The following is a 20,806-nucleotide window of genomic DNA, read 5'->3' as shown; positions in this document are numbered from 1 at the left end:
TGTCAGACCAGCGGTGGCCGTTCGTCGCCCTGTCGGAAACGCGATCAAACCTTTTCCTGCTCCGCTCCCTCCATTGCATAACGTCAACAAAAACCTGTGTGGAGAAACATCAATGGACGGATTCAACCTGCGTCATCTCGTTTTGGCTGTAGCCCTGAGCACCGGCATGGGCAGTGCCTTCGCCGCGACTTCGAACAGCTTTGTCGACAACGCGGCTGCCGGCGGCATTTCCGAGATCGAAACCAGCCGTCTCGCCCTGGAAAAAAGCCAGTCGGCCGACATCAAGGCGTTTGCCAACATGATGATCACCGACCACAGCAAGGCCAACGATGAACTGGCCAGCATTGCCAAGGCCAATGACATCGAGGTGCCGGACACCACCACCCTGGTCAAGCAGGCCAAGGAAAAGATCCTCGACATGCGCGATGAATCCTTCGACGCGGCCTACGCCAACAATCAGGTCAAGGCCCACGAAGAAACCATCGAACTGTTCAAGAAAGAAGCCAACACCGTGACCGACGACAAAGTCAAAGGCGCCCCCGAACTGAAGGCCTTTGCACAGAAAATGCTGCCGGCGCTGGAAAAACACCTGACCGCGGCCAAAGAGCTGCAAGCCAAGCACCCGAGCAAATAACCCGGGCGCTGTACAGCAAAAGGCCGCATTGATAAATGCGGCCTTTTGTCGTTTCAGCGAGATCAACCGCCGTCAGTATCGATGTCGGCATCGGTTTCTTCACCGGGCTTCGGACGATCGGGCTCAGGTTCGAAACCGGGGCTGAATTCGTTGTCGTTGTCGGTGTGTTTGTTCTTTTGATCTACCGCCGGATCGGCGCTTTGCACTTGCTCGGTGCCACCCGTGGGTCGCGTTGGCGGGTTCTGCCCCGGTACCTGGGGGTCTATGGCCGGGTCGTTGCGATTGATCGGTTCGGCGTCCGGTTTCTGCTGCTGTTGCGATTGCTCGTTCATAGCCACCTCGTTTTTCAATGCTGGCGCGACTCAAACCCGCCAGCCTTGTATATTCGAAGCCGCTACGGTGCCAACGTTCAAAACATCGCTGAGTTCAGGGGCGCCGACTAGAGTTATCGGGGCATTCCTTGCGCCGGATCAAAAATATCCCTGAGCAACCGAACAACTATTTCGAACGGCAAAGGTCACTGACTTCGCACCGGTCACTTTTTACAGAACCGGCCCCAATACGCTACGGAGCAACAGGCACATGGCAGCACTGCAGAACAGCACATTCGATGCGATGAAAAACAAACAACCACAACTGCTGAGCGAATGGATCAACGGCCTGGAAGCCAGCGGCGCCACCCGCAATCTCAAAGACCATGACCTGCAACAACAGACCAGCGAATTCCTGCAACTGGTGATCAATGGCCTGCAGGATGACAACGGCACCAACATCAATGCGCCGGGTTGGGAAGCCACCCGCCAGTTCCTCGAAAAGCTCTCCCACAGCCGTGCCCAGCTCGGTCAGGATTCGCAACAGACTGCCAGTTTCATCTTCGCCCTGAAGGGCCCGCTGTTTGCCCTGCTGCAAGCGCACTATAAAGAACAGCCAGCGCTGCTCGCCGAACAACTCTGGGAAATTTCCGAACTGTTCGACGCCTTCGGCATGCACACCATCCGCACCTTCCAGAAGTCCCGTGAAGCGGTGATCAAACGCCAACAGGAAGAACTGCTGGAGCTCTCCACGCCGGTGGTCAAGCTGTGGGACGGCGTACTGGCGCTGCCGATGATCGGCACCCTCGATTCGCAACGTACCCAAGTGGTGATGGAGTCCTTGCTGCAACGCATTGTCGACACCGGTTCGGAAATCGCCATCATCGACATCACCGGCGTCCCCACCGTCGACACCCTGGTCGCGCAGCACCTGCTGAAAACCGTGACCGCGATTCGTCTGATGGGTGCCGACTGCATCATCAGCGGCGTGCGTCCGCAGATCGCCCAGACCATCGTCCACCTGGGCCTCGACCTGCAAGGCGTGGTGACCAAGGCCAATCTGGCCGACGCACTGAAGCTCGCCCTCTCCCGCTTGGGCATCAGCCTCGGCAAAGCGGTCTGAGCCGATGGAACGTATCCCGATTCTTCAAATGGGCAAGTTTCTGCTGGTGACCATTCAGGTCGACATGCATGACCAACTCGCCCTCACGTTGCAGGACGACTTGTCCGAGCGCATCAGCAAGACCTCGGCGCGTGGTGTGTTGATCGACATCTCGGCGCTGGACATGGTCGACTCGTTCATTGGCCGGATGATCAGCACGATCTCCGGGCTGTCGAAAATCATGGACGCCGAAACCATGCTGGTGGGCATGCAACCCGCCGTTGCGATCACCCTGGTCGAACTCGGTTTGACCCTGCCGGGAGTCAGCACCGCACTGAACGTCGAGCGCGGGATGAAACTGCTGCAGGAACGAGTAAACCGGCAATGACCGTACGCAGCAGCGGTACTCAACCCATCCATATCGAGCAGGATGTCGTGCTCGCACGCCAGACCGCCCGCAAACTGGCCACCGAATGCGGGATGCGCCTGATCGACCTGACCAAAATGGTCACGGCGGTCAGCGAGCTGGCCCGCAACACCATGGTTTACGGTGGCGGCGGCGACATGGACTGGCAGATTCTCGATGAAGATCACAAGGTCGGTCTGCGCTTGACGTTCCGTGACGAAGGCCCCGGTATTGCCGATATCAAACTGGCGATGACCGACGGCTGGACCTCCGGCAGCGGCATGGGCCTGGGCCTGACCGGGGCAAAACGCCTGGTCGAGGAGTTCGAACTGGACACCGAGCCGGGCAAGGGCACGCGAATAACGATCACCCGATGGACATGAATATCGCAGGGTCGCTGACCCAGGTACTGCTGATCGAAGACAGCAGCCAGATCGGCCACGCCCGGCGCACCGCGCAACGGCTCGCCGAGCAACACGGTTTTGATGCAACCGATGCCGGACGCGTGGCGCTGGTCGCCACCGAACTGGCCAGTAACGTGCTCAAGCACGCCAGCCGCGGCGAAGTTCACTTGCGCCTGTTGCCGCGCCGCGGCGGATTCGGCATCGAAATGCTCGCGATTGATCGCGCACAGGGCTTTGACCTCGACGCGTGCCTGACCGACGGCTTTTCCACCGGCGGCACCCAAGGCATCGGACTGGGCGCTGTGGCGCGTCAGACCGAAGTGTTTGACGTGTACGCCGACGCCCGTGGCGCGGTGCTACTGGCGCGTTTGTACCCGCGCGGCGACCGTCAACCGGACTTGCGCTACGGCGTCAGCCAGCACTCGTTGCACAACGACCCGGCATGCGGCGACACCTGGCACCTGGCGTACAACGGCGCGAATGTCAGTGCGCTGATCATCGACGGCCTTGGCCACGGTGAAGATGCCGAGCGCGCGGCCAAGGCCGGCGAGCGAGTGTTCGCCCAGACGCCGTTCGCCAGTCCGGTGCTGCTGATGGAGGATATGCACCGCGACATGATCGGCAGCCGTGGCGGCGCAGCCGCGTTCGCCCAGTACAATGCCGTCCGCGATGGCCTGATCTTTACTGGCGTGGGCAACATCGGCGCCAGCCTGATTACCGCCGACAAGTCGCGAGGCCTGGCCTCGCACCCGGGCATCGTCGGCGGCCAATACCGGAAAGCCCAGCCCTTTGACTATGCTCACGTGAACGGACATCTATTGATCATGTACAGCGACGGCTTGCAGTCCCGTTGGAATCTTCAAGACTACCCCGGTCTGGTGCACCGCCATCCCGCCGTGATAGCCAGCGTCCTGCACCGCGACTTCTGTCGCGGGCGCGACGATGTAACCGTGCTGGTCGTTGCCCTGGAGGCCGCCCATGGCTGAGTCGCCAACCCTGAATGCCGCCGAACAGGCTGCGCTGATCGCCCGATTGCAGAGCGAGACCGCGGCCCTGCGCGAGGAACTCGACGAGACCAACCAGGGCGTGCTGGCGCTCTATGCCGAACTCGACACCCAGGCGGAAGAACTGAGGCAGGCCTCGGATTTGAAAAGCCGTTTCCTGTCGTACATGAGCCATGAGTTCCGCACGCCGCTGGGTTCGATCCTGAGCATCAACAGCTTGCTGGCCGATGAGCTCGACGGCCCGCTCAGCCCCGAGCAGCACAAGCAGGTGGCGTTCGTCAGCAGCGCCGCCCGCGAACTGAGCGACATGGTCGATGACTTGCTCGACCTGGCGAAAATCGAAGCCGGACGGATCAGTATTTCCCCGGCATGGTTCGACATGTTCGACCTGTTCTCCGCCCTGCGCGGGATGTTCCGGCCGATCGTCGATGCGTCGGCGGTGGACCTGATTTTCGAAGAGCCGATCGGCCTGCCGCGCCTGTACACCGACGACAAGAAACTCGCGCAGATCCTGCGCAATTTCATTTCCAACTCTCTGAAATTCACCACCCGTGGCGAAGTGCGGATCTCGGCGCGCCTGGAAGGCTCGGACAAAGTACGTTTTGCCGTCAGCGACACCGGTATCGGTATCGCGCCGGAGCTGCATGGTGCATTGTTCGAGGACTTCTCGCAGGTCGACTCGCCGCTGCAGAAACGCCTGCGCGGCACCGGCCTCGGCTTGTCCCTGTGCAAGCGCTTCGCTGCCCTGCTCGGCGGCGAGGTCGGGATGGACAGCGCCCCCGGGGTCGGCTCGACCTTTTTCGTGATCATTCCACTGGCGCTCGCCTTGGAGAATGTCGATGAAACGTGACATCCGTCTGTTGATCGTCGACGACAACGCCGCCACCCGCTACGCCTTGCGCCGGCGCCTCGAGCGCCACGGCTACGAGGTGCTGGAGGCCGGCACCGGCAGCGAGGGCCTGGCGCTGATCGCGAGCGAGCCACTCGATGCGCTGATCCTCGACGTCAACCTGCCGGACATGAGCGGCTTCGACATCGTGCGGATCCTGCGTGCTGATCCACGCACTGCGTTGCTGCCGGTGATCCACGTGTCTGCCGCGTCGATCCAGACCGGCGACATCATCACCGGCCTCAACGCCGGGGCCGACGCCTACCTGATTCACCCGGTGGACCCGGACGTATTGCTGGCGACCCTGCGCACTCTGCTGCGGGTACGTGATACCGAAAACGCGCTGCGTGAGAGCGAGGCCCGGTTTCGCGAGATTTTCGTCAACGTCTCGGCGCCGATTGCCGTGCTGGATGCCAACCTGAAGGTGCACGAGTGCAACCACGCCTTCGCGCAGTTGGTTCAGGACAACCGCGCCCCGGAAACCCTGAGCGAATGCTTCGACCAGGACCAGGGCGCGATCCTCAACGAACTGCGCCTGCGACTGGTCGATGGCGAGCGCTGGAAAGGCACGTTGAACATGCGTGTACAGGGCGAGATCCGCGAAACCGAGTGGCAGATTTCACCGTACCGCACGCCGCAGCTGAGCCTGGTATTCGTCGAAGACGTCACCGAGCATCGCCACCGCGAGCGCTCGCACCTGGCGCGTCTGGACGACACCACCACACAGCTGGCCAAGGAAGTTGCCGAGCGGGTGCGCGCCGAATCGCAGTTGCTGCAAGTACAGAAAATGGACGCACTGGGCAAGCTCACCGGAGGCATTGCCCACGACTTCAACAATCTGCTGACCGGCATCATCACCAGCCTCGAACTGATCCAGAAACGCATGGCCGATGCGCGTCCGGACAAGGTGCAGTTCTACGCCGAAGCCGCACTGAATTCGGCGATGAGCGCGGCCTCCCTCACCCATCGCCTGCTGGCCTTCGCCCGCCAGCAGCCGCTGGATACCCGGCCGGTGGACATCAACGAGCAGGTGCGTTCGCTGGAAGAACTGCTGGTGCGCACCATCGGCGAACGCATCACCCTCAAGCTTGAACTGACCAACAAACCGGCGATTGCCCTGGTCGACCCGGTGCAGCTGGAAAGCGCTGTGCTGAATCTGGTGATCAACGCCCGCGATGCTCTGCCCAAGGGCGGCAATATCTGGGTCAACACCTATGCCGCGTACTCCCATGGCGACCCGAACATGGCCGATGGTGCGTATGTCGCGCTGTCGGTGCGCGATGACGGCACCGGTATCGAGCACAGTGTGATCGACAAGGTGTTCGACCCGTTCTTCACCACCAAACCGTTGGGCCAGGGTACTGGTCTGGGGTTGTCGACGATCTACGGCTTCGCCCGCCAGTCCGGTGGCGATGCACATATCCGCAGCGTGGCGCGGCGCGGCACCGAAGTGACCATCATGCTGCCGGCCACCAGTGACCCGACCGGAGCTGATGTCGCGCCAGTGGTTGTCGATCCGCAGGGCTCGGGCGAGCATGTGCTGATTGTCGAGGACATGCCGGCGGTGCGCATGTTCGTCACCGAGGTGCTGGAGGATGCCGGTTATCGCTGCACCCAGGCGGCGGATATCGAAACCGCGCTGGAGCGCTTGCAGAATGATCCGACGATCGACCTGCTGCTGAGCGACGTCGGTCTGCCGCGCATGAGCGGCCGGGAACTGGCGGACGTGGCGCGGGGCTGGCGTGAAAGCCTGCCGATCCTGTTCATGACCGGTTATGCCGAAACCGCGATCAATCGTCAGGTGTTTCTGGGCAGTGGCATGGAAATGCTGGTCAAACCCTTCCAGATCAGCGAACTGCTGGACAAGGTTCGCCGCACGCTAGACGGTGCCTGACACACCGCAATCGCGAGCAAGCCCGCTCCCACATTGGATCTATGTTGATCACCCATCATGTGCACACCAAAAAACCTGTGGGAGCCGGGCTTGCCCGCGAAGGCGTCGGTACATCCAGCATCTTCATTGCTGATACGCCGCTTTCGCTGGCAAGCCAGCTCCCACAATGGCTTTGTGTTAATCACCCATCCTGTGCACACCAAAAAACCTGTGGGAGCCGGGCTTGCCCGCGAAGGTGGCGGTACATCCGACATCTTCATTGCCTTACACACCGCTTTCGCGAGCAGGCTCGCTCCCACAATGGCTCTGTGTTGATCACCCATCCTGTGCACACCGCAGAACCTGTGGGAGCCAGCCTGCTGGCGATGGGGCCGGCCGGAACGGCGCAGTTATCGGCTCAAGGCCCGCGCCAGAAACGGTGCCGTGCGGCTCTTCTTGCTCGCGGCAACTTTCTGCGGCGTGCCGGCGGCGACGATTTTGCCGCCCTGATCCCCGGCCCCCGGGCCGATGTCGATCACCCAGTCGCTCTGCGCCACCACGCGCATTTCATGTTCGACCACGATCACCGTGTGCCCGGCCGTGACCAGCGTATCCAGTTGTTCCAGCAGCCGATCGACGTCTCGCGGATGCAGCCCGGTGGTCGGTTCATCCAGCACATACAGGGTCGCGCCGCGCTGATTGCGCTGCAGTTCAGTCGCCAGTTTGATCCGTTGCGCCTCGCCGCCCGACAACTCGGTGGCCGGTTGGCCGAGCCGCAGATAACCAAGGCCGATGTCACGCAGCACCTCCAATGAACGGCGAATCCCCGGCTGCTCGCTGAACACTTCTACCGCCTCTTCCACGGTCAGTTGCAGCACCTGCGCAATGCTCAAGCCTTGCCACTGAATCGCCAAAGTCTGCGGGTTGTAGCGCGCGCCATGACACGTCGGGCACGGCGCATACACGCTCGGCATGAACAGCAACTCGACGCTGACAAAACCTTCACCCTCGCAGGTCGGGCAACGACCCTTGGCGACGTTGAAGGAAAACTGCCCGGCGTCATACCCCGCCGCCCGTGCTTCAGGCGTGGCGGCGAACAGTTTGCGCACGTTGTCGAACAGCCCGGTGTAGGTCGCCAGATTCGAACGTGGCGTGCGGCCGATGGGCTTTTGATCGACCTGCACCAGGCGTTTGATCGACTCCAGCCCCGCCGTCACCTGACCGCTGCTGGCCTGCGGCGCATCGTCTTCGAGGCTGAGCTCTTCCGGCTCGTCCTCAACCAGCGGCCGCCCGAGTTGCGCGCCGACCAGTTCGAGCAACGCCTGACTGACCAGACTCGACTTGCCCGAACCGGAAACCCCGGTGACCGAGGTGAAGCAGCCCAAGGGAAATTCAGCGCTGAGGTTGTGCAGGTTATTGCGGCTGATCCCGTCAAGTTTCAGCCAACCGGTCGGCTTGCGCGCGGTGCGGGTCTGCCGCTGGCTCTCGGCAAACAGATAGGCGCGGGTCTGCGATTCGTCGATCTCGGCCAGCCCGGCCGGTGGGCCGCTGTACAGCACCCGCCCACCCTTCTCGCCCGCCGCCGGGCCGACGTCGATCAGCCAGTCGGCGCGGCGCATGGTTTCCAGATCGTGCTCGACCACAAACAGCGTATTGCCGTCGGCCTTCAAGCGCTGCAAGGCTTCGAACAGCGCCTCGCCATCGGCCGGATGCAGACCGGCGGATGGCTCGTCAAGCACGTAGATCACGCCGAACAGTTGCGAGCCCAATTGCGTCGCCAGGCGCAGTCGCTGCAACTCGCCGGACGACAGTGTCGGCGTGCTGCGTTCCAGTGCCAGATAACCCAGGCCCAGATCGGTCAGGGTGCTGACCCGCTCCAGCAAGTCCTCGGCAATCCGCTGCGCCGCCAGGCGTTTTTCCAGCGACAGGTTCGGTGTGTGGCGCACGTCCGGCGCACTTGCATGGCCGCTGGCACCATGAGCGACACGCTGCTGGCGGGCTTCACGGGTTTGCGCATGACTGAGGGTTTCGCCGCTTTCTTCGGCCTGCTGCAGATACGTTGCAGCTGCGACTGGCCGCAGTACTTCGGCCACTTGCAGCAACGGCATCTGCGACAGTTCACCGATGTCGTAACCAGCAAAGGTCACCGACAACGCTTCACGCTTCAGGCGTTTGCCGTCACACAACGGGCACGGGCTGCCAAGCATGAATTGCGAAACGCGCTTCTTCATCAGCGCACTTTGCGAATGGGTAAAGGTGTGCAGGATGTAGCGGCGGGCGCCGGTGAAGGTGCCCTGATAACTCGGTTCCATCTTGCGCTTGAGGGCGACCCGGGTTTCCTCCGGGGTCAGCCCGGCGTACACCGGCACGGTCGGGGTTTCTTCGGTGAACAGAATCCAGTCACGCTGCTTTTTCGGCAGTTTCTTCCACGGGATGTCGACGTCGATGCCCATGGTTACGAGGATGTCGCGCAGGTTCTGCCCCTGCCACGCCAGCGGCCAGGACGCCACGGCGCGTTGGCGGATGGTCAGGTTCGGATCGGGCACCATCAGCGCATCGGTCACCTCGTAGACCCGGCCCAGACCGTGGCACTCCGGGCACGCACCTTGTGGGGTGTTCGGCGAAAAATCCTCGGCATAGAGCATCGGCTGCCCCGGCGGATAACTGCCGGCGCGGGAATAGAGCATGCGGATCAGGCTCGACAAGGTGGTCACGCTGCCCACCGACGAACGCGTGCTCGGCGTGCCGCGCTGCTGTTGCAGGGCCACGGCGGGCGGCAGGCCTTCGATGGAATCGACATCCGGCACCCCGACCTGATCGATCAGCCGCCGCGCATACGGCGCGACCGACTCGAAATAACGCCGCTGGGCTTCGGCGTACAAGGTCGAAAAGGCCAGCGACGACTTGCCTGAACCGGATACACCGGTGAACACCACCAGCGCGTCGCGAGGGATATCGACGTCGACATTTTTCAGATTGTGTTCCCGGGCGCCACGCACCCGGACCATGCCGGCGGGTGCTTTGGAGGTGCGTTTGGAAGTCATTGGCGAGCCTTGATCGGAAAATGTGAGTCGAGCACAAAACCTGTGGTGAGGGAGCTTGCTCCCGCTGGGCTGCGGAGCGGCCCCGAATCCAGACGATTCAACCCGGCAGGTAAACCGCGGTTTCCAGGTTTACGACTGCTGCGCAGCCGAGCGGGAGCAAGCTCCCTCACCACAGGGAATCAGGCACTGAGCACCGAGCGAATCATCTGCAACAACGCCTCCGGGCCATACGGTTTGCCGAGCAAGTGCGTGTCCGGGCTCAACTGGTGGTTGCGTGAAATGATGTCGCGGGTGTGGCCGGAGGTGAACAGCACCGCCACCGGTGGCGTCTGCACCTTGGCCCAGGCTGCCAGATCAGAACTCTTGATCAACCCCGGCATCACCACGTCGGTGAAAATCAGATCCACGTCGATCCCTTCCAGCAGCATCTGCATTGCCACGTCGCCATTGCCGGCAGTCAGCACGCGATAACCTTCCTCGCGCAGCAACTCCACGGCCGAAGCACGCACCGCGTCGTTGTCCTCTACCACCAGAATGGTCTCGTGGCCGCCCCCCTGTTGCGGGTCGACGCTCGGCGTCTCTTCGAGAACCGGACGCAGGCTGCGCGGAAAGTACAGTTGCACCCGCGTGCCTTCGCCCACGGTGCTGTCGATCTCGACGTGGCCGCCACTCTGTTTGACGAAGCCGAACACCATGCTCAAACCGAGCCCGGTGCCCTGGCCGTCGGCCTTGGTGGTGAAGAACGGCTCGAACACCTGCTCGAGCATTTGTGGCGCAATGCCGACGCCGGAATCGCTGACCATCACTCGCACGAAATCGCCGGCAACGATGCCTTTGCCCGCGCAGAAATTGCTGTCCAGCCGGGTATTGAGGGCGCTGAGGACAATCGTACCCTCGCCTTTCATCGCATCCCGGGCGTTGATCGCCAGATTAAGAATGGCGTTTTCCAGTTGATTGCGGTCGACGTTGATGTGCCACGGCTCTTGCGGCAGTTGCACATCGATCTGAATGGTCTCGCCCAACGCGCGCTGCAGCAATTCGCCAACACCTTCAAAGATCTGTCGCGGATCGCACACTGCTGGCGACAGCGGCTGACGCCGGGCAAAGGCGAGCAGTTGCGACGATAGCTTGGCACCGCGCTCGACCGCCGCCAACGAAGCGCTGACCCGGCGTTGCACGTTGGCATTGTCCGGCTCGTGCCGCGCCAGCAAGTGCAGGTTGCCGGCGATCACCTGCAGCAGGTTGTTGAAGTCGTGGGCCACGCCGCCAGTCAGGCCGCCGATGGCTTCAAGCTTCTGCGACTGGCGCAGTTGCTCTTCCGCCGCCAGCCGGGCATCCACTTCACTGGCCACCCGCTGTTCCAGGTTGCGCGTGAATTTGAGCAGCGATTCTTCGGCGATCTTGCGTTCATGGATGTCGATCAACACCCCGGGGAAACGAAACGCTGCGCCGTGTTCGTCAAACTCGCAGGCACCACTGGCGAGCACCCACAGATAACTGCCGTCCGGGCGCTGTACGCGGTATTCGGCGTTGTATGGCTCACCGGTCTGCACCGAATGGCTGACCCGATCATGCACCCACGCCAGATCGTCCGGGTGGATCCGAGCTTCGCAGTAGGACTGCGGCAGATTGCTCAAGTCCTGATCCGGTGGATACGAAAATGTGCGGGCGAAACGCTCGTCGGCCGACAGCACATTATTCTTCACGTCCCAGACAAAAGAGCCGAGCAACGCCCCGGCATTCAGCGCCAGGCGCACCCGTTCGTTGTCGGCGCGATAGGCATCTTCAGCGGCCTGACGCAGGCGCTCGGAGCGAACCAACTCGGTGGTTTCGACCACCATCGCCATCACCCCGGCCGGCACACCGTCATCGTTGGGCACCGGGCTGTAATACAGATCCATCCAGACGTCTTCGGGCACGCCATCGCGCAGCAGCACCAGTTCCTTGTTGCGGTACGACAAAGTACCGCCCGCCAGACAGGTGTCGACCACATGCCGGTTGAAATCAGCGACTTCTGGCCAGCCCAGCTCCACCGGTGCGCCCAGCAGATACGGGTGGCGACCACCGGCAAACTGCGAGTAGGCATCGTTGTAGATCATATAGCCGGCACGGCCCCAGAGCATGACCATCGGCAACGGCGACGCCAGCATCAGTTGCACGGCACTGCACAGGCTCGCAGGCCAGGTGTCGAGCGGGCCGAGTTCGGTCTGACGCCAGTCGAACGCACAAATGCGCCCGGCCATCTCGCCTTTCCAGCCGTCACAACCGTGGCTATCGGATAAAAACTGCATCGATTGACTCGGTGTCCTTTGGTGTTTGCCCGATACATCGCGACGGCAGAACGCCGCGACGCCCGTCTGTTTCGAGCCTCATCGGCCGTAATGGTTTCATTAGAGGTATAGCCGATTTCAGACCAGGCCCGGATCAGACCCCGATCAGGTGCTTGAGCGGATGGTAGCCAGTTTTCATCTTCGCCGCGACGTCGAGAATCGCCTTCTCGATACCGTTCAAATGCGTGCAGGTCAGTTCGATGGCGGCGCTCTGATCGCCTGCCTCGATGTATTCGATCAGGCGCAGATGTTCGTTGTCACGGCAGGCTTCATGGCTGTCGTCATCCAGTGCGGCAACGTACAGCGAGGCGCGGGAAATCAGCTTCTGGAACCAGTCGAGCAGCACCGGGTTGTTGAGGCTGCGCGCCAGTTTGAGGTGGAACTCGCCGAGCAGGTAAATCAGTTGCTCGTGATCGCCTGCCGCGTGGGCTGCGTCCTCCAGTAGCAGGTGCTCGCGCAGGACCTGCATGGCGGCGGTGTCCTTGCGCCGACAGAGTTCGGTGACCATGCCGATTTCGATCAGCCGCCGGGTTTCGAACAGCGAGCGGATCTCTTCGTTGCTCGGCAGCGACACCGATGCACCTTTATTAGGCTCAGTGGTGACCAGCCCCTCGGCTTCCAGTTGCTTGAGCGCGGCGCGTACTGACGTGCGGCTGACATTGAACAGTTCGGCCAGCGACGCTTCACCCAGCTTCATCCCCGGACGCAGCGAACGCTTGCTGATCGCCTGGTAAACCCCTTGGTAGACGCGGTCGACCGTGGTTTCCAGTTTCTTCTCGGTCATTCGAACACTCCTTTAGCCTCGGGCAAACGCGGTATTGCAGCGTTATTCGCCGTTTGCGCAGATAAGTGTGGCGCAGGATATCGCCTTCGGCGTCGAGATGCAGGGGATGAATCGCAAGTCAGGTGGGGTCAAGTGAACGAGAGGCCCGTAATGATGCAAAAAGATCGCAGGCGGCGACAGCTCCTGCATTTGGAATGCATTCCCCTGTAGGAGCTGTCGCAGGCTGCGATCTTTTGATGGTCAGTCAGTACCGTATTTCGGCGAACGCGGGCCGTACAACAGGCCGGCGTGCTGACCGGCCGACAACAGGCGATTGCTCGCCACGCCGGCAATCGGATACCCGGCATCGGTCGAACTGTTGATCACCTGCTTCACCGCGGCAGTGATCAGCATGCCGACCAGGCCGCCACCACTGTTATTGCCGCCCTCTTCGCTCGACGCCCGTGCCGAACCGGTCCACAGCGTGGTGCCGGATTTCAGATCGACCAGCTTGGCGGTGGCGGTTACCGCGGTTTCGCTGCTGATCACCATGTAGCGCGTACCGTACTCGGTCACAGTGATGTACAGCGCAGCGTCGGCACCGAAGATTTCCTTCAGCTTGTTGGCCGGAGCCTGATGGATGTCATCCGGGGTGGTCAGGCCGTTCTGGCGGAAGGTTTCGTCCACCAGGGTGATCGGCAGCACGTAGTAACCGGCCTCGGCCAGTGGGAACGTCACTTGCGACAACAGGCTGTATGACGCCTTGACGTCCGGCGAGGTATTGAGCGGCGGCAGCACCAAAATGGTCTTCGGCCGCGCCTGCTTGTACGCCGAGTAATCCACGGTTTTCGGCGCGACGCAGCCACCGAGCACGGTCAGGGCCAAACCGGCGGCCAACAGTTTCAGGGTGCGCGAAATCATTGGGCGTCTCCGGTCTTGGCGTTTTTAAGCAGAAAATCCATGTACGGGCCGGACTCGGGGAACAGCGCTTTCTCGGTGCGGAACTGCTGCACCATCTGATCGTCCTTGCCCATGCTCAGGTACAGCAGGCCCAGGTGCGCGTGATAGCCCGGCGGTACAGCCTTGCCGGTGGAACGGATCTTCTGCAGGTCGCGCTCCAGCACTTCGGCCTGGGCTTCTTTCGGCTCTTCGCCTTTGAAGTATTCGTAGACCTGCGGTTGGTAGTCTTCCCACTGGTACAGGGTTTTCGGGCTGCTGCAACCGGCCAGCAAGGCGCTGGCGGCCAGCGTCAGGGCCAGCAGCGACCGCGACAAAGTCAGATTCATGGGTGTTGCTCCTTGCAATGAATAGCGATCAGTTAGCCGGTTTCCAGGCACCGGCGTTCATGCCATCGACCAGACGATTGATCGCCTCGCGCATGGCCAGATCGAGGACTTTGCCGTTGAGGGTGGAGTCGTACGCGGCGGTGCCGCCGAAGCCGATGATTTCGCGGTTGGACAAGGCGTACTCGCCAGCGCCCTGAGTCGAATACACCACTTCGGAGGTGCTGATGTTGACGATGTTCAGGTTGACCTTGGCGTAGGCGACCTGAGTCTTGCCACGGCCGAGAATGCCGAACAGCTGGTGGTCGCCGGTTTCCTTGCGGCCGAACTCGGTGACGTCACCGGTGACCACGTAATCTGCGCCCTTGAGGCGCTGGGCCTGGCCCTTGATCGCCGCTTCCTGCTGGATCTCGCCCATATTGTCGCGATCCAGTACCGAGAAACGGTTGGTCTGCTGCAAGTGAGTGATCAGGATGGTCTTGGCCTGGCCGCCGAGGCGGTCAACGCCATCGGAGAAGATCCCGCGCATGTAGCTGGAGCGGTTATCGAACTTGCCCACGGCCATCGGTACGCGAGCGCCGCTCCAGGCTTGCGTGGCGCTCTCGACCTTGGCCACCGGCAGGGCGCGGGAGCTTTCGGTGGCGCACCCGGCCAGGGAGCTGGCGAGGGTGCCGAGCACGGCAATCGCAACGCCTGAGACCAACATCCGGGAGATCATTCTCACTGTGCATTCCTTCTTAAAAAAACGGTGTGTCCCGGCACGGCAAGGCAGTGGGGAGCGGAAAAGGGCCGGCATTATGACAAAGTGCCATCATGGAAGACAGGTTTTTTTGACGCCAATGGATTGGCTGATCTGAACACCACAACCCACCTCTGTAGGAGCTGCCGCAGGCTGCGATCTTTTGACTTGGATTGTTAAAAACAAGATCAAAAGATCGCAGCCTGCGGCAGCTCCTACAGGGATCGGTGTTAATGGAAGTCGCGGCTTTGTACGCGGATGCCGTCGAGCAGCGAACTCAGGTCGCTCAGCCGGCCAGCGATCAAATCCCGGACTTCGCCCTCACGCTCCCAGCGGCCATCGACCTTGAGCAGTTGCGAGCCGACCAGCACCTGACGCTGGCGCTCGGCCAGATCGCGCCAGACCACCACGTTGACGTTGCCGAACTCGTCTTCGAGGGTGACGAAAGTCACGCCGCTGGCGGTGCCCGGCCGCTGCCGCCCGGTGACCAGCCCGGCGATGCTCACTGGCCGGCCGTGTTCGACGTCCAGCAACTCCTGCGAACTGCGACAACGCCGCGCCTTCAGCTCGCCACGCAGCAGCGCCAGCGGATGCGGCCCCAGCGTGGTGCCGATGGTCGCGTAATCGGCCTGCAGGTCCTCGCCGACACTCGGTTTGGGCAGCAGCACATCGGCTTCTTCCTGACTCGGCAACCCGGCAAACAGGCCCAGCTGTTTCTGCACCCCGGCCACTTCCCAGCGCGCACGATGCCGATGCCCGGCCATGCCGCGCAACGCCCCCGAATCGGCGAGCAACGCTTGGGCGCGACTGTCGAGTGCGGCCCGTTCGCCCAGATCGGCGACATCGGCAAACGCCCCCCGCGCCCGCGCCGCTTCGATGCGCCGGGCGTCGTCCTCGCGAAAGCCCTTGATCATCCGCAGGCCCATGCGGATCGCCGGCTGCGCGCCGCTGATCGGTTCCAGGCTGCAATCCCAGTCGCTGGCGCGCACGTCCACCGGACGGATCTGCAATTGATGCCGACGGGCGTCCTGAAGGATCTGATCCGGGCTGTAGAAACCCATCGGCCAGCTGTTGATCAACGCGCAGGCGAAGGCTGCCGGTTCGTGGCACTTGAGCCAGCAACTGGCGTAAGTCAGCAAGGCGAAACTGGCGGCGTGGGATTCGGGAAAACCGTAACTGCCGAAGCCCTTGATCTGCTCGAAGATCTGCGCGGCGAATTCCTCGGTGTAGCCGTTTTTCTTCATACCGGCGGCCAGCCGTGCCTTGTGCGGTTCCAGCCCGCCGTGGCGTTTCCACGCGGCCATCGAGCGGCGCAACTGATCGGCCTCGCCGGGGCTGTAGTCGGCGGCGACAATGGCGATCTGCATCACCTGTTCCTGAAACAGCGGCACGCCGAGGGTGCGTTTGAGCACCACTTCCAGTTCCGGCGAGGGATAGGTTGTCGGCTCCTCCTTGTTGCGTCGGCGCAGATACGGATGAACCATCCCGCCCTGAATCGGCCCGGGGCGAACGATCGCCACCTCGATCACCAGATCGTAGAACTTCGCCGGTTTCAGCCGCGGCAGCATCGACATCTGCGCCCGCGATTCGATCTGGAACACGCCAATGGTGTCGGCACGGCTGATCATCTCGTAGGTCGGTTTGTCTTCAGCGGGAATCGTCGCCAGGCTCAGATCCAGATGCCGATGACGACGCAGCAAGTCGAAGCAACGGCGGATGGCACTGAGCATACCGAGGGCGAGGATATCGACCTTGAGCAACCCGACCGCGTCGAGGTCGTCCTTGTCCCACTGAATGATCGTACGCTCGGCCATGGCGGCGTTTTCCACCGGCACCAGCGTATCCAGCGGCTGCTCGGAAATCACGAAGCCGCCCGGGTGCTGCGACAAGTGCCGGGGGAAGCCGATCAGTTGCCCGGTCAGGCTCAGCACCCGACGCAGCACCGGGCTGTCGGGGTCGAAGCCGCCTTCGAGCAAGCGCGCCAGCGGCGGTGTTTCGTCGCTCCAGTGGCCGCAGCAATCGGCCAGTGCATTGATCTGATCCGGCGGCAGCCCAAGGGCCTTGGCCACGTCACGCACCGCCCCAGCAGCGTGGTAGGTGCTGACCACCGCCGTCAGCGCCGCACGCCGCCGGCCATATCGGCGAAACACGTATTGCAGGACTTCTTCGCGGCGCTCGTGCTCGAAATCGACATCGATGTCCGGCGGCTCGTTGCGCTCCTTCGACATGAAACGCTCGAACAGCAGCGTGGTGCGGTCCGGGTCGATCTCGGTGATGCCCAAGGCAAAACACACCGCCGAGTTAGCCGCCGAACCGCGGCCCTGACAGAGGATTTTTTGCTTGCGGGCGAAACTTACTGCGTCGTGCACGGTGAGGAAGTAGCTTTCGTAGCCGAGTTCGGCGATCAGTTGCAACTCATCGTCGATTTGCTTGAGCACTTTGGCCTGCGGCCCTTTTGGCCAGCGCCAGGCAATGCCTTCATCGGTCAGTTGGCGCAACCAGGAACTGCCGGTGTGCCCCTGCGGCACCAGCTCCTTCGGATACTCATAGCGCAACTCGCTCAGCTCGAAAGTGCAGCGCCGCGCCAGTTGCACCGAGGCGTCGAGCAACGCCGGCGGATAAAGCTCACGCAACACCTCGAGGCTGCGCAGATGCCGCTCGCCATTGGGGTGCAGGCGCAACCCGGCCTCGGCCACCGGGACGTGATGGCGGATCGCGGTCATGGTGTCCTGCAGGGCGCGCCGGCCACGGGCGTGCATGTGCACATCGCCGCTGGCCACGGCGGCAATCTGCAGTTGATCGGCCAGACTCAGCAGGGCCGCCAGCCGCCGCTGATCGTCTTGCCCGCGATGCAACTGCACCGCCAGATACAGACGCTCGCCGAAAGTCTGCTTCAGCCAGCGGCCCTCCTCCACGTCATCGATGCTGTCCGGCACCCACACAATGAACAACCCCGGCAATGGCTCGCTGAAATCTTCGCGCAGCACTTGGTACTGGCCCTTCTGCGTACGCCGCCTGGCCTGAGTGATCAAGCCGCACAAGGCCTGATAGCCCGCAAGGTTCTCCACCAGCAATACCAGTTTCGGGCCGTTGTCGATGCGGACTTCGCTGCCGATGATCAGCGGCAGCTCCACCGATTTCGCCGCTTGCCAGGCACGGACGATCCCGGCCAGGGTGCACTCGTCAGTGATCGCCAGCGCCTGATAGCCGTGCTTTTTCGCCCGCTGGAACAGCTCAAGAGCACTGGAGGCGCCGCGCTGGAAACTGAAGTTCGACAGGCAGTGTAGCTCGGCATAACCGTGGTTCATGCAAACCAGCCCTGCAGCCACAACGGACCGCCCTCGCCCACGGCCCGATAGGCCCAGCCCTGCTGACCGGCGCGGTTCTGGATCAGGTAGTAATCGCGGCGCACATCGTCACCGTCCCACCAGCCGGACTCGATGCGCTCCGGGCCCATGAGGATCCGTGCCGAACCTTCCGGCACACTCTGCGGTTCGCCGAGCAGCCAGCCCGGACGCTGCACGCTCGGCAAACCGCTGCAACGCTGCTTGTCGACGCCGTGCTGCCACGCGCATTCCGGGCGGTGGTCGGCCTGAAAGCGCAGGCCCTGCACCGCGTCATCACCGAGCCGTGCGCGCAGGCGTTCGCGCAATTGCTCCCAGGGCAAGGTCTGTTGCGGACGGTCATCGAACAGTTCCTGAAACTGCGGCACAAAACTCGGCAGGTCTTCGGCCCGCAGACGAAAGCCGCGTACCGGGGCCTCGACCTGCACTTGCTCCAGTCGTCCACGGGCCAGTTCGAAAAGCATCGCCGGATCGCGCTCGGCGCTGAGCAGGCCGACCTTGATCAGCGTGTCCGGCAGCCCGGCGTGCTCCAGATGCAGGTCGAAACGCTGCACGCCGCTGTCACGTCCGCAGAGGAACGCCGACAGGTCAGCGGTCAAGCGGCGTAACGGGAACAGCAGCGCCTGATGGGATTGCACGTCGAAATTGAGTTCGATGCGCACATCGAAACGATCCGGCGGCAGATAGAACGCCAAGGCCAACGGACGCGCGCCAAACAACGTGTCGAGATGCTTGAGCATTGATGCTTCGAAGCGCCGGGCAAGGGCCTGACGCGGCAGGCTCTGCAGCTGGTTCAGGTTGCGCAGACCCATGCGCGTCAGCGCGGTGGCGACCTGCGGCTCCAGCCCGACACGGTCGACGGGCAACTTTCCGAGGTGATGCTGCAAGGCTTCACCGTCAGGTACCACCAGACCGTCGTAGGCGTTGGCCAGCACCCGCGCCGCCACCGGATTCGGTGCGGCGACGATGCGATGGCGGAAGCCCAGCTCGGTCAGCTCTTTGCGCAGCCGCGCTTCGAACTGCGCCCAGGAGCCGAACAGGCCCAGGCTCGACTCGATCTCGAACACCACGGTACGCGGATAATGCACGCTGACCTGCGCGCTGAAACGATAGGCCCACGCGGCGAGAAACTGCTGCCAGTGCTCGACCTCGGCGAGGTCGTAATCGGCGGTGGCAAAGCCTTTGCTCAACGCTTGCGCGGCGGTCATCGACTGGCCGGCGCGCAAGCCGAGCTGGCGCGCCGCTGCATTCACCGCTTGCAGCACCCGGCGCTGGACCGGGCCGCTGAGCAGCACCAACGGCTCAGCAGGATCGGCACGCTGACGCAGCACCGCGTCGAGGGCCAATTGCGGGAACAGAATACACACCCAGCGCATGACGACCTCAGTGCCCCACGGCAAACGCAATCGGCGCCGTGCGCGCCAGCCCGCCCCGGCATTTGAGTACGCGCAACTGGGCCGGTCTGGCGTCGATGGCAATACGCAACGCGGCCGGCGACGGGTTGATCGCCTCGCTCAGCGGGCGCCAGGCAAACGCCAGGGTCTGGCCGGTTTCCGCCGCCACCTGCAAACGCCGCAACGCTCGGTCATCGGCCTTGTGCGGCCAGCACAGCACCGCGCCGCAACTGCCGGAACGCAGGCATTGTTCCGCCGCCCACAAGGCATCGCGTTCGCTGGCCTGGATTACCGACAACTGCCGCAGATCGACCCCGGCGTTCGCCCACGCCTGCGGGTACGGCACGAACGGTGGCGCCACTAGCACGATGCGCTCGCCCGCCGCCGACAGCCGCGCCAGCGTCGGCCACACCAGTTGCAACTCGCCAACCCCGGGCCCGGCCAGGAGGATTTCGCTCAGCGCCGCTTCCGGCCAGCCACCGCTGGGCAGTGCCGCATCCAGCGCGGCATGCCCGGTGGGTTGCGGGCTGGCCACCGGTGGCGCAGGTCGGCCCTTCCAGACCTGGCCGCCATTGAACAGCGTATCGAGTGCAACGACGGCGCCCATCAGCCTTGCCTCACCAGACCGCAGAACACCCCTTCGATGGCCAGATCCTGATCATCGCGCACGACAATCGGCTGGTACGCCGGGTTGCGCGGCAGCAGGCGCACTGTAGCGCCGACACGTTCGAAGCGTTTGATCGTCACCTCACCATCGAGTCGCGCCACCACGATCTGGCCGTTGAGCGCCTCGGGATTGCGCTTCACTCCCACCAGATCACCGTCGAGAATGCCGTCCTCGATCATCGAGTCGCCCTGCACCCGCAACATGTAGTCGGGCGCACGGGAGAACAGCGCGGGATCAAGCATCAAGCGGTTATGGATGTCGGCATCGGCACCGATCGGTGCGCCGGCAGCGACCCGGCCGAGCACCGGAATATCCAGCAGCTCCGGGCGCGCGGGTTGCCCAAGCAGGCGAATGCCCCGGGCCTGGTGCGGATTGACCTCGATAAACCCGGCTTCGGTGAGCGCGAGCACGTGCTTGCGCGCCACGCTGCGCGAGGCAAAACCAAAAGCCTCGCTGATTTCAGCGAGGCTTGGGGGCTGACCGTGTTCGGCGATGCGTTCGCGGATAAAGGTCAGGATGGCGGTACGGCGGGGAGTCAGGTTTGTCATGGAGTACATTTGTACTCCTGTGGGATTTTACTGACAAGCACCGCCAGTCGGCCTGGGCCGGCGATCCACAA

At 62.8% G+C, this 20,806-nt stretch carries 18 protein-coding genes; 7 read left to right on the top strand and 11 right to left on the bottom strand.

The features are described from left to right. Positions 1-112: 112 nt before the first annotated feature. The gene (locus LOY52_RS11985; protein WP_258679612.1) at positions 113-634 is read left to right on the top strand and encodes a DUF4142 domain-containing protein; all 522 of its coding nucleotides are present in this window, start codon (positions 113-115) and stop codon (positions 632-634) included. A 62-nt stretch (positions 635-696) separates the two neighbouring features. Here LOY52_RS11985 and LOY52_RS11980 read toward each other — a convergent pair whose 3' ends face one another. Next, positions 697-966 (bottom strand): hypothetical protein, encoded by a 270-nt coding sequence (locus LOY52_RS11980; protein ID WP_258679611.1) that lies wholly within the window; start codon positions 964-966, stop codon positions 697-699. 250 nt (positions 967-1,216) lie between these two features. Between LOY52_RS11980 and LOY52_RS11975 the strand changes: the two genes are divergently transcribed. From LOY52_RS11975 to LOY52_RS11950, 6 genes are read left to right on the top strand one after another with little or no spacing between them, the layout of a single operon-like run. Continuing rightward, entirely contained in the window at positions 1,217-2,068 is an 852-nt protein-coding gene (locus LOY52_RS11975; RefSeq protein ID WP_096796830.1) for an STAS domain-containing protein, read from the top strand. Positions 2,069-2,072: 4 nt separating this feature from the next. Next, positions 2,073-2,435, top strand: coding sequence for an STAS domain-containing protein (locus LOY52_RS11970; RefSeq protein ID WP_027613682.1), 363 nt, complete (start codon positions 2,073-2,075; stop codon positions 2,433-2,435). Further along, entirely contained in the window at positions 2,432-2,836 is a 405-nt protein-coding gene (locus LOY52_RS11965; protein ID WP_003225570.1) for an anti-sigma regulatory factor, read from the top strand. Before LOY52_RS11970 ends, LOY52_RS11965 begins: the two co-directional genes overlap by 4 nt. Continuing rightward, the gene (locus LOY52_RS11960; RefSeq protein WP_258679857.1) at positions 2,833-3,843 is read left to right on the top strand and encodes an ATP-binding protein; all 1,011 of its coding nucleotides are present in this window, start codon (positions 2,833-2,835) and stop codon (positions 3,841-3,843) included. Before LOY52_RS11965 ends, LOY52_RS11960 begins: the two co-directional genes overlap by 4 nt. After that, positions 3,836-4,711 carry a sensor histidine kinase KdpD gene (locus tag LOY52_RS11955; RefSeq protein ID WP_258679610.1) on the top strand — a complete coding sequence of 292 codons (876 nt, stop codon included), beginning with the start codon at positions 3,836-3,838 and terminating at the stop codon, positions 4,709-4,711. Before LOY52_RS11960 ends, LOY52_RS11955 begins: the two co-directional genes overlap by 8 nt. Continuing rightward, entirely contained in the window at positions 4,701-6,644 is a 1,944-nt protein-coding gene (locus LOY52_RS11950; protein ID WP_258679609.1) for a response regulator, read from the top strand. The genes LOY52_RS11955 and LOY52_RS11950 overlap by 11 nt, the downstream gene beginning before the upstream one ends. 389 nt (positions 6,645-7,033) lie before the next feature. Here the strand turns inward: LOY52_RS11950 and LOY52_RS11945 are convergent, their stop codons facing one another. From LOY52_RS11945 to lexA, 10 genes are all read right to left on the bottom strand, one after another. Then, entirely contained in the window at positions 7,034-9,667 is a 2,634-nt protein-coding gene (locus tag LOY52_RS11945; RefSeq protein WP_258679608.1) for an excinuclease ABC subunit UvrA, read from the bottom strand. Positions 9,668-9,846: 179 nt separating this feature from the next. Then, positions 9,847-11,958, bottom strand: coding sequence for an ATP-binding protein (locus LOY52_RS11940; protein ID WP_258679607.1), 2,112 nt, complete (start codon positions 11,956-11,958; stop codon positions 9,847-9,849). Positions 11,959-12,091: 133 nt separating this feature from the next. Next, entirely contained in the window at positions 12,092-12,781 is a 690-nt protein-coding gene (locus LOY52_RS11935; protein ID WP_027613675.1) for a GntR family transcriptional regulator, read from the bottom strand. Between the two features lie 240 nt (positions 12,782-13,021). Next, the gene (locus LOY52_RS11930; RefSeq protein ID WP_027613674.1) at positions 13,022-13,681 is read right to left on the bottom strand and encodes a DUF799 domain-containing protein; all 660 of its coding nucleotides are present in this window, start codon (positions 13,679-13,681) and stop codon (positions 13,022-13,024) included. After that, positions 13,678-14,046 (bottom strand): DUF4810 domain-containing protein, encoded by a 369-nt coding sequence (locus LOY52_RS11925; protein ID WP_007969675.1) that lies wholly within the window; start codon positions 14,044-14,046, stop codon positions 13,678-13,680. Before LOY52_RS11925 ends, LOY52_RS11930 begins: the two co-directional genes overlap by 4 nt. 28 nt (positions 14,047-14,074) lie before the next feature. Beyond that, entirely contained in the window at positions 14,075-14,761 is a 687-nt protein-coding gene (locus tag LOY52_RS11920) for a CsgG/HfaB family protein (RefSeq protein WP_225138927.1), read from the bottom strand. Between the two features lie 251 nt (positions 14,762-15,012). Continuing rightward, complete coding sequence (locus tag LOY52_RS11915; protein WP_258679606.1) at positions 15,013-18,111, bottom strand: error-prone DNA polymerase; 3,099 nt, start codon at positions 18,109-18,111, stop codon at positions 15,013-15,015. Next, a complete protein-coding gene (locus LOY52_RS11910; RefSeq protein ID WP_258679605.1) occupies positions 18,087-19,502 on the bottom strand; it encodes a DNA polymerase Y family protein in 1,416 nt (471 codons plus the stop codon). The genes LOY52_RS11915 and LOY52_RS11910 overlap by 25 nt, the downstream gene beginning before the upstream one ends. A gap of 7 nt (positions 19,503-19,509) precedes the next feature. Further along, positions 19,510-20,127, bottom strand: a complete 618-nt coding sequence (imuA, locus tag LOY52_RS11905; RefSeq protein WP_258679604.1) for a translesion DNA synthesis-associated protein ImuA — start codon at positions 20,125-20,127, stop codon at positions 19,510-19,512. Beyond that, positions 20,127-20,744: a transcriptional repressor LexA gene (lexA, locus tag LOY52_RS11900; protein ID WP_134786550.1), complete on the bottom strand. Its 618-nt coding sequence runs from the start codon at positions 20,742-20,744 to the stop codon at positions 20,127-20,129. Before lexA ends, imuA begins: the two co-directional genes overlap by 1 nt. Between the last annotated feature and the right edge of the window lie 62 nt (positions 20,745-20,806).

The organism is Pseudomonas sp. B21-051 (assembly GCF_024748795.1).
In the GTDB taxonomy this organism is placed as follows: domain Bacteria; phylum Pseudomonadota; class Gammaproteobacteria; order Pseudomonadales; family Pseudomonadaceae; genus Aquipseudomonas; species Aquipseudomonas putida_A.
Note: the sequence above shows the minus strand (reverse complement) of the source record. Positions and strands in the feature narration are given on the sequence as shown.